13 protein-coding genes are annotated in these 14,207 nt (G+C 47.2%); 7 read left to right on the top strand and 6 right to left on the bottom strand.

The genetic code is table 11. The annotated features are described in order from the left end of the window. Window positions 1-61: 61 nt before the first annotated feature. Window positions 62-283 carry a hypothetical protein gene (locus WJT86_RS04065; protein ID WP_346336198.1) on the bottom strand — a complete coding sequence of 74 codons (222 nt, stop codon included), beginning with the start codon at window positions 281-283 and terminating at the stop codon, window positions 62-64. 330 nt (window positions 284-613) lie between these two features. Between WJT86_RS04065 and WJT86_RS04060 the strand changes: the two genes are divergently transcribed. The 7 genes from WJT86_RS04060 (at window position 614) to WJT86_RS04030 (ending at window position 7,246) form a co-directional block, all read left to right on the top strand. Beyond that, on the top strand, window positions 614-1,816 hold the full coding sequence (locus WJT86_RS04060) for an alpha/beta hydrolase (protein ID WP_346336197.1): 1,203 nt from the start codon (window positions 614-616) through the stop codon (window positions 1,814-1,816). A gap of 227 nt (window positions 1,817-2,043) precedes the next feature. Then, entirely contained in the window at window positions 2,044-2,643 is a 600-nt protein-coding gene (locus WJT86_RS04055) for an acyloxyacyl hydrolase (protein WP_346336196.1), read from the top strand. A gap of 499 nt (window positions 2,644-3,142) precedes the next feature. Continuing rightward, a complete protein-coding gene (locus WJT86_RS04050) occupies window positions 3,143-3,643 on the top strand; it encodes a sigma-70 family RNA polymerase sigma factor (protein WP_346336195.1) in 501 nt (166 codons plus the stop codon). 268 nt (window positions 3,644-3,911) lie between these two features. Continuing rightward, window positions 3,912-4,832 carry a transporter substrate-binding domain-containing protein gene (locus tag WJT86_RS04045; RefSeq protein ID WP_346336194.1) on the top strand — a complete coding sequence of 307 codons (921 nt, stop codon included), beginning with the start codon at window positions 3,912-3,914 and terminating at the stop codon, window positions 4,830-4,832. Window positions 4,833-5,078: 246 nt separating this feature from the next. Further along, window positions 5,079-5,801: an amino acid ABC transporter permease gene (locus WJT86_RS04040; protein ID WP_346336193.1), complete on the top strand. Its 723-nt coding sequence runs from the start codon at window positions 5,079-5,081 to the stop codon at window positions 5,799-5,801. Between the two features lie 13 nt (window positions 5,802-5,814). Then, complete coding sequence (locus WJT86_RS04035) at window positions 5,815-6,507, top strand: amino acid ABC transporter permease (RefSeq protein ID WP_346336192.1); 693 nt, start codon at window positions 5,815-5,817, stop codon at window positions 6,505-6,507. A gap of 7 nt (window positions 6,508-6,514) precedes the next feature. Continuing rightward, window positions 6,515-7,246: an amino acid ABC transporter ATP-binding protein gene (locus tag WJT86_RS04030; RefSeq protein ID WP_346336191.1), complete on the top strand. Its 732-nt coding sequence runs from the start codon at window positions 6,515-6,517 to the stop codon at window positions 7,244-7,246. A 46-nt stretch (window positions 7,247-7,292) separates the two neighbouring features. Here WJT86_RS04030 and WJT86_RS04025 read toward each other — a convergent pair whose 3' ends face one another. The 5 genes from WJT86_RS04025 to WJT86_RS04005 all read right to left on the bottom strand — a co-directional run bounded on the left by WJT86_RS04025 (window position 7,293) and on the right by WJT86_RS04005 (window position 14,172). Then, window positions 7,293-8,867 (bottom strand): sensor histidine kinase, encoded by a 1,575-nt coding sequence (locus WJT86_RS04025; RefSeq protein ID WP_346336190.1) that lies wholly within the window; start codon window positions 8,865-8,867, stop codon window positions 7,293-7,295. Continuing rightward, entirely contained in the window at window positions 8,867-9,571 is a 705-nt protein-coding gene (locus WJT86_RS04020; RefSeq protein WP_346336302.1) for a response regulator transcription factor, read from the bottom strand. The genes WJT86_RS04025 and WJT86_RS04020 overlap by 1 nt, the downstream gene beginning before the upstream one ends. 86 nt (window positions 9,572-9,657) lie before the next feature. After that, a complete protein-coding gene (locus WJT86_RS04015) occupies window positions 9,658-11,226 on the bottom strand; it encodes a DUF4153 domain-containing protein (protein ID WP_346336189.1) in 1,569 nt (522 codons plus the stop codon). Window positions 11,227-11,566: 340 nt separating this feature from the next. Then, window positions 11,567-12,238: a carbonic anhydrase gene (locus WJT86_RS04010; protein ID WP_346336188.1), complete on the bottom strand. Its 672-nt coding sequence runs from the start codon at window positions 12,236-12,238 to the stop codon at window positions 11,567-11,569. Between the two features lie 155 nt (window positions 12,239-12,393). Beyond that, the gene (locus WJT86_RS04005) at window positions 12,394-14,172 is read right to left on the bottom strand and encodes an acyl-CoA dehydrogenase (RefSeq protein ID WP_346336187.1); all 1,779 of its coding nucleotides are present in this window, start codon (window positions 14,170-14,172) and stop codon (window positions 12,394-12,396) included. Window positions 14,173-14,207: the final 35 nt, after the last annotated feature.

The following is a 14,207-nucleotide window of genomic DNA, read 5'->3' as shown; positions in this document are numbered from 1 at the left end:
AGAAAAACAGCCACTGCACATAAAGTGGCAATGGCTGCATAAACTCATCTTTTCTTCTAAATTATCTTTTGTGTTTTCGTGGAGATTTCTTCACATCTTCCTGAGTTTTAACTGTATCATCCTTATTCCGAGGATAGTTAAAACAGCCAGCCTGTTCAGGGTGTTTTTCACAAGCCTGAATTTGGAAACCATTATACCAAGGTCCGGACTCTGCCTTAGCTAAACTGCTACCTGCAAAGACAGAAAATGCGACCATTGGAACCACAAACAAAGATGAACGCATAACGCACTCCAAAAAATGCAGCACATACACTGCTTTAACGAGAAGGCTAGTGCGGATTTTTTTCCTCTGATGTGTAAAAAAGCACATTCATATTTACACAAAAAGCAATAAGGCGCGTTGGAAGACACAAGTATTTGCAGTTAATGACACTCAAAATTAAGCAATCTGCGAATGATTATTTTGACTTCACCACCCACTACCAAATATAGCTCTTTGGTGAATTATAGGGTTCTAAACAACTATCAGGCCAGAAACTTCTCCAGCAGGCAGCCTATTGAAAGAAAAAACGCAGACATGACCATGATTGCGACGCAGAAATATCTACCTCAAATGTTTCAAAGTACATTGAAATCATTTGCAGTGCTTTTGCCTCTGGCCCTGACAGCTTGTGGTGGTACGCCTGAGAAAATGATGACACCAACAACCTTTGAAGTCGATAGTTCAGCTAAAACCATTCCAATTGTTGTTGCCACAACCCGACTGGCATCTGAGGATCCCGGCATTTTATTTACCGGAAAGCGTGGTGACCTGGCATATGCCAACGTCAAGATTTCCATTCCGCCAACTCACGTTGACGGTGAAATAGAATGGCCAAAATCTCTCCCTGCTGACCCAAGCAAATATTTTGCAACACAAAGCGCTGAACATATTAAACCACAACAGTTCCGTACAGCTGTCAGGAAAAACATTCAGCAGTACAGAACAGGCGGGAAAGTGTTCGTGTTCATCCACGGATATAATACCAAGTTCGACGCTGCTGTTATGCGCCTTGCACAAATTGCCAGTGACAGTAATTCAAATGTAACACCCGTTCTCTTCACATGGCCTTCTCAGGGAAAGCTGTTTGGTTATCCATATGATCGGGAAAGTGCAGCTTACTCCCGTGATGCCTTGGAACTGGTACTTAAAGAACTGGCAAACGAACCATCTGTGACCGATATTACAGTTCTCGCCCACTCCATGGGAAATATGGTGGCCCTTGAATCCCTGCGACAGATGGCTGTTCGTAATGGTGAGGTTTCCCGTAAAATCAGAAGCGTTATTCTGGCTTCGCCGGATGTTGATGTTGATGTTGCCAGAACACTCATAAGCGGAATGGGAAAACGCCCTCCACACTTCACGCTATTCATTTCAAGGGATGATCGTGCCCTGATGGCATCCCGGCTCATTTGGGGGTCTACGGATCGCTTAGGGCAAATAAACCCTCTGCAGGAACCATACCGGGCAGAATTGGCAGAATACAAACATATGGACGTCTTTGACCTGACAAATTTGCAAACCGGCGATTCAACAAACCATACCAAGTTTGCCCAGTCGCCTGCTGTTGTTCAGTTTGTCGGCAAATATCTGATGTCTGGCAAACCTATTGATACAGGCAGAATGGGGCTTGGAGATCATATCGGGGCCTTTGTTCTGGGAACCACGAATGCAGTGGGCAATGCGGCAACAGCTGCAGTCGCTGCCCCAATTTCAATTATTGACCCGGCAACCCGTGAAAATCTTACGGATCGATTTGGAGCGTTCGTTCCTTAATTTCAAATAGAAAAATCCTGTAAGCTGTATTTATTTAATACGGCTTACAGTCTTCTTGGGCTATGTATTATTACATACAAAAATTTAAATTCAGAAGGTAAGTGTCCCATCTTTATTGAAAAAGCATATGAATTAACTTATTCAATAGATAATTCCTGAAAATTTCTCTTGGCAATTGTATATTTAATCAGCTAATCCGTATGCAGGTTTATTCGGGAATTTTTATCATGCGCGTAAGTCGGTTGGTTCTTGGATGTTTGACGCTCACAGCATTGCTAAACAGCTATGCAATGGCGGCCGATATGCCCGAGCAAATGAATACACCAGCATTTACGCCCAAAGATCAGAGCGCACCGAATATTATATCCGAGCTGCGGTTTGGTGGAGCAGCGCACGATCCGTCAAGCTCAGAAAAGGGCTCTGTAGATATTAATGGCGAGGTTTTATTCGCCAAAGCCTTTCACTCAGATAATCCGCTCATCGAGTTTTTTATCCCTCGCCTTCATATCGGCGGTTCGATAAATACAGCCGGCAAAACAAGTTACGGTTATGCAGGATTTACCTGGACTTACGATATTACGAAGGAAATCTTCGTTGAAGCATCTCTTGGTGCGGCCATCCATAATGGTGATACAGGCGATAACGTGAAAAAACATCACAATGCGCTCGGTTGTAACACGCTGTTCAGAGAGGCTCTTGGCCTCGGTTACCGCATTGATGAGCATTGGTCTGTCATGGCAACAGTTGACCATATGTCGAATGCCGGCTTCTGCAGTCAAAATCGTGGACTGACCAATGTCGGCGCCAAAATTGGCTACACATTTTAATAGAAATAATTTCTATCAACAGATATTCTCAAAAAATCTATATTGGTAAAATTTTTATATAATTTCTCTATGGGAGCGCAAAATACGTTCAAAAAATGCGCCTCTATTTTTTCATATATTACAAGATGATATGTTTCTTTTGTAAGAAGAGAAAATTTTACCCGGAACAACATCGCATCATATGTGTTCCTGAGAGATAGCAAACATTGCGCGCTCAATCTCAGGAGGAAACAACTTTGGCTTCATCATGTGCGAAACAGGCCAGAAGCAATGTGACACAAACAGTCATTACAAATAACCTGTCCAGTTTCTTTGATACTCGTATCCATTCTCAAGGACTTAACGGCCTTGAAGAGGATACAACAATAATTGCAGGCCTTCGCTCTTTGTATGATGATGTCATACACCAGCCCTTACCTGAATATTTCGGACGACTTGTATCTTCTCTCGAAAAGATAGAGAATAGGAAATAACGTGGTTACAACCCCTATGTGCCCGAATGCCCAAACAACAGGTTACCGGACCAGAGTTAGCGGAAGACATACTACTTATCCTGCCAAAGCTACGAGCATTCGCCACATCACTTTGTGGCAATGCTGCACAAGCTGACGATCTGGTACAGGAAACGCTGGTTCGCGCCTGGAGTCATATTGATCATTTTGAAAAAGGCACAAATTTGAGTGCCTGGCTCTTTACCATTCTCCGAAATCTTTTCCATTCAGAATACAGAAAAAGACGCCGTGAAGTTGCAGATCCTGATGGTGTCTATGCCGAGCAACTGGAAAGCCCGGCAGAACAACTCCCCCATCTAGAACTCAAAGATCTCCAAGATGCCCTTGGTATGCTCTCCCCTGAACAGCGCGAAGCTCTTATTCTTGTCGGCGCAGAGGGTTTTTCCTACGAAGATGCTGCATCAATCTGTGGAGTTTCAACAGGCACCATTAAAAGTCGCGTAAGTCGTGCCCGCGCCCGAATGCATGAAGTTATGGGCTATGAATAGTAGCATAATAAGCATTTTCAGCACTATTATTGAAATTGAGAAGCCAATCCATACAAAAATTTGATCGACCTTATATTAGGCAAAATGCCTAAAATCTAGGCATCTTATTAATTTGTATTACAGGCGAACGTATTGCCAAGCCTGAAGTGCGTTCTATAGTCATTACTCGACCTTCATTCTGATCGTCACTCTAAGAAGCAGATACCCGTCAACTTCGCAGAAGTATCAGAGAATAAGGCAACCAGAATCTTTTAAGGAGTTTCTCTTCATGCGCTTTTCACATCTCCTCATGGCAGCAATCGGTGCTGGCCTTTTGGTCTCCTCCCCGGCATCTGCCCAGGACCTCACTGGAACGCTAAAAAAGATCAAGGAAACAGGCGTCATCGCTATCGGACACAGAGACTCTTCCGTGCCGTTTTCATACTTTGACGACAAGCAACAGGTTGTCGGCTACGCCAATGATATCTGCCTGAAAATTGCAGATGCCGTAAAACAGAATCTTGGCCTCGAAAAGCTCGAAGTCAAAATGGTCCCCGTCACATCAGCAACACGTATTCCGCTGATGGCCAACGGCACAATCGACGTTGAATGTGGTTCCACAACCAACAATCTGGAACGTCAGAAGCAGGTCTCTTTCACACTGACACACTTTGTGACGGCAAACCGTTTCATCTCCAAGAAGGCGAACAAGTTTGAAACCCTTGAGGATCTGAAGGGTAAAACTGTTGTTTCTACAGCTGGTACTTCCAACATCAAGCAGCTGACAGAGCTCAACAACACCAAGAATCTTGGCATGACAATCATTCCGGCTAAAGATCACGCCGATGCCTTCCTGATGGTTGAGACAGATCGTGCATCAGCCTTTGTCATGGATGACGTTCTGATCGCATCTCTCGCTGCCAACTCCAAGAATCCGGATGACTATGTCATCTCCAAGGAAGCTCTCTCTGTTGAGCCTTATGGCAGCATGATCCGCAAGGATGATCCTGAGTTCAAGAAGGTTGTCGATACTGCTATGGGCAACCTCTTCAAGGATGGCACAATTGCAGCTCTCTATGACAAGTGGTTCCTGAAACCAATTCCTCCGAAGGGTATTACACTGAACATTCCGATGAGTGATGAATTCAAACAGGTTCTCGCTCACCCAACGGATAGCGGTGATCCAAAAGATTACGCCGTCAAGCAGTAAAACTGCAGATTTCTTGATGGAATAAAAGCAGGGTTTCACGTCAGTCCGTGATGTGAAACCCACAAAATGATCGGAACCGTAAACCCGTTAAGGTCTCTTCATAAACGGGGTTATAACAAGCACTTAAAAGAGTGCAGGAAAAGGAAACAGCATCTCTCCATCTCTTCTTTTCCAATCATTTATCCACTTAAGGCTGCTCGCTACCTGTGCTGCCACAGCTGTTCCGATGCCTTCAGGACTTAACATATGAAATATGAAATAAACTGGAGCGTTTTATGGCAAGAGTCACCATATGGTGAACTCTACTATCAACTGCTCCTAAATGGTCTAGGGTGGACTATATTTATTGCCCTGTTTGCTTGGATCCTTGCCTTTGCGCTTGGCTCCTTCATTGGTGTTATGCGGACAACAGACTCCAAATTCTGGCAGATTTTCGGTCAGGGTTATGTCGAAGTCTTCCGCAACATACCCCTGCTTGTACAAATCTTTCTTTGGTATTTTGTCATCCCTGAGTTCTTCTGGGGCAGTGCTTCGACCTGGCTTAAGCAACTTTCACCGGTTTACACCTCTATCATCTGTCTTGGCTTCTTTACCTCAGCGCGTATTGCTGAGCAGGTCAAAGCAGGTATTGAAGCTTTGCCACGTGGGCAGCGTATGGCATCCCTCGCTCTTGGCCTGACAAGTCGCCAGAGCTATCGCTATGTTTTGCTGCCAACAGCTTACCGCATCATGCTGCCACCGCTGACATCTGAATTCCTCAGCCTCGTCAAGAATACATCAGTCTGTTTTACGATTGGTGTTATGGAGCTTATGGGTCAGACAAACTCAATGTCAGAGTTCACCTTCAAGACATTTGAAGCTCTGACAGCAGCAACAACACTGTACCTCCTCATCAATCTGGTTGTGGTTCTCATTGCGCGCTTCCTTGAACGCAAGACGTCCATTCCCGGCTTCATGACATCGCATTAAGGGGGGCCAGTAGATGTTCGCGAATTTTGATACACACGTTATCACCAACAACCTGTCCTATCTGTTTCTGGATGGGATGCGGTTTACTCTCATTCTGACAGCGCTCTCTACCGTCACCGGTGTTTTTTTAGGTACCTTGCTGACATTGATGCGACTTGGACGCTGGAAAGTTCTCGCTGCCTTTTCTGCAGGCTATGTGAACTTTGTCCGTTCACTGCCGCTGGTGCTTGTCATTTTCTGGTTCTTCTTCCTCGTTCCATGGATTGCCATGTGGATGACTGGCGGCTCCCGTCCGATCCCGGTTGGTGCCTTTATGTCAGCGTTCATCACCTTTACGCTCTTTGAAGCTGCGTACTTTGCTGAGATTGTCCGCGCCGGCATCCAGTCTATTCCAAAAGGCCAGCCATCGGCCGGTTATGCCTTGGGTCTGCGCTACTGGCAGGTCATGGGCTATATCGTTCTGCCGCAGGCTTTCCGTAATGTGCTGCCCGTTCTGTTGACCCAGATTATTGCCCTGTTTCAGGACACCACCCTAGTCTACGTTCTCTCAGCAACCGACTTCCTTGGCGCTGCCGATAAGATAGCCAAACGCGATTTCCGTCAATTTGAGCTTTATATCTTCGTCGCAGTCGTCTATTTCCTTATTTCCTTCGCTGCCTCTTATGCCGTCAAGCGGCTTCAGAAGCGCGTTGCGATCATTCATTGAGGTCTTCATGATTACTATTTCTCACGTCAACAAGTGGTATGGGCCAACATTCCAGGCCCTCAAAGACTGCACGACGCATGTTGGCAAAGGTGAAGTCGTTGTGGTTTGCGGCCCGTCAGGCTCTGGCAAATCAACATTGATCAAATGCGTGAATGCGCTCGAACCCATTCAGGGCGGCGAGATCATTATCAATGGCACGAAGGTCAATGATCCGAAGACAGACCTTCCAAAGCTTCGTTCGCATGTTGGCATGGTGTTCCAGCACTTTGAACTATTCCCTCACCTCAAGATTATCGACAATCTTTGTCTGGCACAGGAAAAGGTTCTCGGCCGCAAGCGTTCAGAAGCGATGGAACGCGCAAGGGTTCTGCTTGAGCGTGTTGGCCTCAAGAGTCAGGCACAGAAATTCCCGGGCCAGCTTTCAGGTGGTCAGCAGCAGCGTGTCGCTATTGCCCGCGCGCTGGCGATGGATCCGATTGCCATGCTGTTTGATGAGCCAACATCTGCCCTTGATCCGGAAATGATCAATGAAGTGCTCGATGTTATGGTTCAACTGGCTCACGAAGGCATGACCATGATGGTCGTCACCCACGAAATGGGCTTTGCTCGTAAAGTGGCAGATCGCGTGATCTTTATGGATCAGGGTGAAATTGTTGAAGACGCCAATAAGGATGACTTTTTTGGCAAGCCACGCTCAGACCGTGCGCAGCAGTTCTTATCCAAGATTCTGTCACACTAAATTTACATACGAAGAAAGCCCTGCCCGATAACGGCAGGGCTTTTTTTTATGCGGACACAGGCAGAACAAGCTCAAATGCTGTCCCAATTCGCACATCATCACGAAGCCGAATGACACCACCGTGGGACTGAAGCATGGCAGATGCAATTCTGAGCCCCATACCGGTTCCGCCGCGCTCTCTGCGTGTTGTAAAAAATGAATCGAATATTTTATCCCTGTTACGTTCAGAAATACCCTCACCATTATCTTCAATACGCAGATGGATATTCTTCTCGTTTATAAAGGTAGAAATATCCAGTCTGCTCGCCCCATGCTGCTGCGCATTATCGGCCAGATGCGAAACAACAATCATGACGTTCTCATGAGCCATGGGAATGGCCTGACCGGCATCAGATACAATATTGATAGTAAGTTTCGGGAATCCGATACGCAGGTCAGCAGCGATGTTTTCAAGCTCTGATATGCCGCTCGTCTGCGGGTTATCTGCGCGTGCCAGTTCCCGCAGACGATGGAGAATATCTGTCAGTCGCGACGTATCTGCAATGATATTATCAAGAAACTTGTTACGCTCCTCCTCAGACATATCCGGTGCGTCACGCAAAAGCTCAGCAGCGCCCTGCATTGAAGTAAGCGGTGTCTTGATTTCGTGGGAAACATGGGCGGCGAAGGTGGCAATATAATCAGACCGCTCACGCAGGCGTTGTGCCATATCGTCAAGCCCCTCACCAAGAAGGGCAATTTCACGTGTTCCATAATGCTTGAGCGGAACAGGATCTTCTTCCCTGCGGCCAATTTCTCCCGCGCGACGCACAAGACCGTGAATCGGGCGTGAAATCAAACGCACAAAAATTAAACCAATAATGCCCGTTACCAGAAGAATGGCCAGCGCTGCTAAAATATACTTTTTACGTTCAGCATACATATGCTTCACGATGTTATCAGGCGTACGTGAGGCATAGACAACACCGGCCACGCGCCCATCGACAATCACAGGCATCGCCGTAAAGATACGCACACCGGTTCCACGACTGATGGAGTAGAGCGGCGGCGCCGGGCGATTAACAGCACGAACGCGCAGCATGGACATAAATGCACCATTCAATGCCGTATGAATTTCCTCAATATGCGCAAGAGACTGCCCAATCTCCTCGCGACCAGAAATCACAACACCTTTGGCATCCAGCAACCGAAAACCTGCAAGTGTAACGGTTTGTGTCCGCTGCAAGACTTCCTGCAACTCTTCGCCTATTTTCAGGTTCGCTGCCGATGGTGCTTCCAACGCAGGCTGAGCATCTGGACGACTGCTTAAAATAGGACCAACAGCCAAATCAAGTGATGTTGGAATAGGCTGAAACGAACCATTCTCAAGTTTAGCAAAACTGATCGCAGGTGCACCAAGTACACGCTTTTCAGGCGGCAAAGCCTCGATCTTCTGAGCAAAGACAGCAGAAATAGCAGCACTTTGTGCAATCAACTCTGCTTCTGTTTCACGGATCAGCTGGTTTTCATACAATCGGAAAAAGAACAGCCCGACCAACGGGAGAGCGAGAACTGTCCCAAGAACAACAAAGACAATCAGGCCCATCGAAGGGCGCCATTTTTTACGGCGCTCCTTATGCATCAGGCAACCTCACAGCGCCCGAGGCGGAAGCCGACACCATGAACTGTTACAATAATATCCGTACAGCCAACCGCTGCAAATTTGGCCCGAAGATTACGAATGTGGCTATCAATCGTACGATCAGAAACATGGATATTGCCATCATAAGCCGTATTCATGATCTGCTCACGATTAAAGACAATACCCGGACGGCGCACAAAAGCCCGGACAATAGCAAACTCAAGGGCCGTCAATGTAAGGGCTTGACCATTGAATACAACTTCATGGCGCTCAGAATTTACCACCAAGGCTCCAATGACCAGTGGCGCATCAGTAGAACTCTCGTCCTTTGCCCCGCCTCCCTGGGCACGGCGCAGGATAACATTAACACGCGCAACCAGCTCTCGTGGACTGAATGGTTTGGTAACATAGTCATCACCACCAATTTCCAGTCCCAGTACCCGGTCAATCTCCTCATCGCGTGCAGAGAGAAATAAAATAGGCACCTCAGAGGTTTTGCGTATCTGTCGACAGACCTCCAGACCATCCATCTCTGGCATACCGACATCCAATATGATCAGATCTGGAGAGACATTCCGGAATTGCTCCAGTGCTTCTGCACCATCTTTAGCAATATGTGCCTCCATTCCGGCCTTTTGTAAGGTGAAACAGATAACATCACGAATATGCGGATCATCATCGACAACAAGGATTGTCTGGGCCATTTTATCTTCCATTATTAGTCCAGTGCCACAAGACTAAGGCTTGGTTTAGTCTCAAGATATGACAAGATATTTATCTTGCGATACCCTTAACCGCGCCAGTTATCAGTCTCTTTGAGATAATAGGCTGCGTTCGCATTTCTTACCTTGACGCTGTTATTATACGTTCTCACGAGCGACTGACAATAGCTTGCCGGATTCCTCTCGGGCACAACAGTCTCCATTGCGTCAGAACGGGTTATAACTGGCTTTGCTCCTTCATAATTGGCAATTTCAGCGTATTGATTAGCAAGATATTCATCAATAGCAGGAAGAGCCCCCGCACCCAGTGTACCATTATATCGAAAATCAAACCGGGCACAGCTCTGGCAATCTGATAGTTTATTGATCTGGTAATGAGCTAAATTGTAACTTGAGATCACCTTTGGGAAATCAACGAAACTGCAAGCGTACACGACGGCGACAACAGCGATAGCATTCATCCGGATTAACCAGCCATTTGAATAGCCACAAGCAATACGCGCCGCCATCAAAGCAAGCCCCACAATCACAATGCCCATCCAAATAAAAACGATAACCCTGCTCCAGGTCAGGAAATAAACTTCAACATATAACTCCATGCGCAACATGAGAGAGATAACCAGAATCGCATTTTGCGCAATCCAGACATAGGTCAGCAGACGGACAGTCTTGGAGCTTTCACCTTCTCCGCCCTTACGCATAAACAGAAGAACAAAACCAGCAGCAAGAATAACGGCCGCAATTAAAGAATTAAAGCCGCGATGCACATATTGGGCATAGGTCATCCCCTCCGGCAGACTTGCTCCACCCCAGAGATAAACAAGGTCAAGAACTGTCTGGACAGCAAAGATCAGATTAAACATCAAAAGCGCATTACGCATCAGAGAGGCAGACAGGAAATCAAGATTAATCGCAACTTCTGGCTGCTGTTTAATCGGCAGCCTTACCTGTGTGGCAGATTTTTTCCAAATCCAGTTATGACGCCACAAAGCAAAGCCTAAAAACAGCCAGCTGACGCATAAAAAGAAAATCCACAAACCGACACGCTCAGGGCTAACATTTTCAAAAGATGGGAGAAGAGTTTCAAGTTTTGCCCATGCATCAGCGATAAGCTGATTGCCATTTGAAAACAAAAATACAAAGGCAGAGCCAGTTAAAATGAGAAATGCGCATCTGGCAAATGAGACAAGGCTGATTGTTGTTTTCAACCCCTGTCGCTTGGTTTGCGAACTATAAGTCGAAATATCCTTGAAGAACCGGAGTGGTGTTGCCAGAAGCGTGGATGCAACTAAGTTTACCCAAGCCCCCTTCACCCGCTGCATGGCTCCTCCTGTAACAAGCAGGAAGACCAATGCGCCAACAGCCCCGAATGCAAAAGAAACACCATTCAGCTCATCAACCATTGGCAGTAATGATAACGCGAACAATATGCAGACGGTGTAAAACTGTCTGGCTGTTGCATGAACCGGATTGGCAACCACTGCCCCACCCACAAGTGCGAGAAAGAAAATCACAACTGAGATACCGATATCCCAACCAAAAAAGAGCCAGTCAGCCAACCCAATCAGGAATAACGTGAGAGCGAGCTTTAAGGGCAAGCGAAGGCGATGCCTTGCAAGAGCATTTATTTTAGCCATGGAATTTACCTGAGAAGAGTTTAACGACGAATGGCCTAGCGGGATGTCTGATCTGAACCAAAAAGCAGAGATTGAACTGGCACACGCTGCTTAGTTTGAGAAGGTACAGAACAGACATCCGTTCGTAGTCGTGAAGACTGACGGGAGGATGGGTCAATATCATTTGCCAGCCACCAACTGTCCTGCAGCAGGCAGCTTGGCAAAGATACGGGAGGTTTTGAAAAAAGGGTCTCGTTTTTCATGTAAGGCAGATTACAGCCTCACATTGCATTCTCTTCTCATGAGACGCGCAGATTTTCAGGCATATTATGCAGAAATTATGCAGACCAGTTGAGAGGCCTTATTCACATCGCATCATTGAAATGTGCTCAGGCATATCTTCAATCACCGGCTCAAAATTACCTGTCTCTGAGTTACGAATAAGCAGGCGGCCCGTTGCCACACCAAAATACGCGCCATGCAACTTCAGGAGGCCCTGCTCAACCCGTTCCTTCACATAAGGAAATGTCATCAGGTTCTTGAGGCTGAGATTGACGGATGCATACTCAAGACGACGTAAATATCCTTCGCTATCACCGGGTGCACGTGGCCCGAGACTTTCAGCAGCAGGCGCAATCTGTGACATCCAGCGACCAATAAAATCACCTTGTGATAATGGTTCCTGCTCATCAGCGAAGGCACGAATACCACCACAGAAAGCATGTCCTAACACAATGATATGTTTAACCTTGAGGGCCTGCACACCAAACTCAAGAGCCGCGCTTGTACCGTGCTGGGCATCACGATCTGGCTCATATTTTGGCACAAGGTTGGCAACGTTGCGGACAACAAGAAGCTCACCCGGGTTAGCATCAAAAATAACCTCTGGAGACACCCGTGAGTCAACGCAGCCAAAAATCATGATCTCGGGCTTTTGGCCTTTTTGCGCCAGCTGCTCATAGCGTTGGCGTTCACTTGCAAAGCGACCGTTGACAAAAGTTCTGTAACCTTCAGAGAGCCGTTCTGGAAACATCCCGAAACCTTTTTTGCTTATTGAAACCATATCTGCTGCACTTCAACGCTGAAATGAGCTTCCTAGATATGGCCTAGCTATTATTAATTTCAATAAGTTATTATCAAAAAATAAGGACTGCGGACAAAAGTATATCCGCAGTCCCTTTATTCTTATCAGTCAGCCAGAGCTTCTTCTGCATTCATGACAGAGGAAGCACCATTCAGCACCAGTGCAGAAAGACTTGCTGCTTCGAGCAACAGATTCTCTGCATAGAAACGGCTGAGTGCAATACGGCCCTTATGAGCAGGATCTGTCTCACCAGAGGCAAGAGCTGCAGCAGAAGCCATAGCCATTTCAGCAAGAATAGAGCCACCCAGTACAAGGCCGAATAGGCGCAGGTAAGGAGTTGCAACAGCCAGAGCCGTATTCAGATCAGCGGAGACGGCTTTGAGCAGGAATGATGTTGCCTGATCAAGGCTTTCAGCTGCATCACGCAGACGAGCAGCAGTTTCACCATGCTCAGAACCAGCCTTGGCAACAGCCTTAGCAGTTGCACGAATGGCAGCAATTTGAGCAAAGACAACTTCACCGTTCTCAAGCGGCAGCTTACGAGTCACTAGGTCAATAGCCTGAATACCATTGGTACCTTCATAAATCGCAGCAATACGTGCATCACGCATATGCTGGGCTGCGCCTGTTTCTTCAATGAAGCCAGCACCACCATGGACCTGCACGCCAAGAGAAGAAACCTCATTACCGACGTCTGTCGAGAAGGCCTTGGCAATCGGTGTCAGCAGAGCAGCACGGTTTGCACCAGCCTTCTTTGCAGCATCATCTGCACCCAGGTGCTGCTCATCAAGGGCAGCTGATGTCATGTAGCAGATACCACGGGAGACCTGTGTCAGTGCCTTCATGGTCAGCAGCATGCGCTTAACATCTGGGTGCTCGATGATTGCAGACATCGGAGCATCTTTTGGTGTTCCAACTGCGCGGGCCTGACGACGTTCCTTGGCATAGGCTAGAGCCTGCTGGTAGGCGCGTTCTGCGATACCAACACCTTCAATACCGACATTCAGACGGGCATTATTCATCATTGTGAACATGCAGGCCAGACCACGGTTTTCTTCACCGATCAGCCAGCCAACTGCACCTTCACCTGCACCAAATTCCATAACGGCTGTTGGTGAACCATGGATACCCATTTTGTGCTCAAGGCTTGTTGGGTGTGCATCGTTACGTGTTCCATCCGGCAGGAATTTTGGAACAAGGAACAGAGAAATACCACGTGTACCGGCTGGCGCATCTGGAAGACGCGCAAGAACCAGATGGATGATATTGTCTGTGAGATCATGATCGCCGTAAGAAATAAAGATTTTCTGGCCCTTGATCAGATAAGTACCATCGCCCTTTGGCGTTGCGCGTGTCTTCATAGGTGCCAGATCAGAACCAGCTTCCGGTTCTGTCAGGTTCATCGTTGCCATCCACTCACCGGTGATGAGTTTTTCAAGGTAACGGTCTTTGAGCTCCTGAGAACCGTGATAGGTCAGAGCCTCAACACCACCACCTGTCAGGATTGGGCCAAGGCACCAGGCCATGGAAGCTGAGCTCCACATTTCATAGCAGGCACTGGCCAGCAGGTGCGGCAGGCCTTGCCCGCCATATTCAGGAGAACCTGTCAGGGTTGCCCAGCCAGCTTCTGTCCAGGCATTGTAAGTATCTTTCCACCCGGGAGCTGTCTTGACCTGCCCGTCAATCAGCTTTGCACCGACAGTATCGCCATCTCTGTTCAGAGGGGCAACCATCTCATTCGCGAACTTGCCGGCTTCTTCCAGAATGGTTTCAACCATATCATCTGAAAGTTCAGCATAAGTGCCATTATCAATAGCCTTTTTGAGCCCCGCAACATGGTTCATGGCAAAGGCGATGTCTTTTACCGGTGCATTAAATGTCATTTATTATCTCCAAATGGTGCATATCCACGTGGCGT

The organism is Hohaiivirga grylli, from assembly GCF_039655745.1.
Classification (GTDB): Bacteria; Pseudomonadota; Alphaproteobacteria; order Rhizobiales; family Beijerinckiaceae; genus Hohaiivirga; species Hohaiivirga grylli.
This window is presented reverse-complemented; position numbering and strand designations above follow the sequence as displayed.

Coding starts and splice junctions, on each gene's coding strand:
- WJT86_RS04005 (WP_346336187.1), bottom strand. CDS start 14,172: ATGACATTTAATGCACCGGTAAAAGACATCGCCTTTGCCATGAACCAT.
- WJT86_RS04055 (WP_346336196.1), top strand. CDS start 2,044: ATGCGCGTAAGTCGGTTGGTTCTTGGATGTTTGACGCTCACAGCATTG.
- WJT86_RS04020 (WP_346336302.1), bottom strand. CDS start 9,571: ATGGCCCAGACAATCCTTGTTGTCGATGATGATCCGCATATTCGTGAT.
- WJT86_RS04060 (WP_346336197.1), top strand. CDS start 614: ATGTTTCAAAGTACATTGAAATCATTTGCAGTGCTTTTGCCTCTGGCC.
- WJT86_RS04015 (WP_346336189.1), bottom strand. CDS start 11,226: ATGGCTAAAATAAATGCTCTTGCAAGGCATCGCCTTCGCTTGCCCTTA.
- WJT86_RS04050 (WP_346336195.1), top strand. CDS start 3,143: ATGCCCAAACAACAGGTTACCGGACCAGAGTTAGCGGAAGACATACTA.
- WJT86_RS04025 (WP_346336190.1), bottom strand. CDS start 8,867: ATGCATAAGGAGCGCCGTAAAAAATGGCGCCCTTCGATGGGCCTGATT.
- WJT86_RS04040 (WP_346336193.1), top strand. CDS start 5,079: ATGAAATATGAAATAAACTGGAGCGTTTTATGGCAAGAGTCACCATAT.
- WJT86_RS04030 (WP_346336191.1), top strand. CDS start 6,515: ATGATTACTATTTCTCACGTCAACAAGTGGTATGGGCCAACATTCCAG.
- WJT86_RS04045 (WP_346336194.1), top strand. CDS start 3,912: ATGCGCTTTTCACATCTCCTCATGGCAGCAATCGGTGCTGGCCTTTTG.
- WJT86_RS04065 (WP_346336198.1), bottom strand. CDS start 283: ATGCGTTCATCTTTGTTTGTGGTTCCAATGGTCGCATTTTCTGTCTTT.
- WJT86_RS04035 (WP_346336192.1), top strand. CDS start 5,815: ATGTTCGCGAATTTTGATACACACGTTATCACCAACAACCTGTCCTAT.
- WJT86_RS04010 (WP_346336188.1), bottom strand. CDS start 12,238: ATGTTTCCAGAACGGCTCTCTGAAGGTTACAGAACTTTTGTCAACGGT.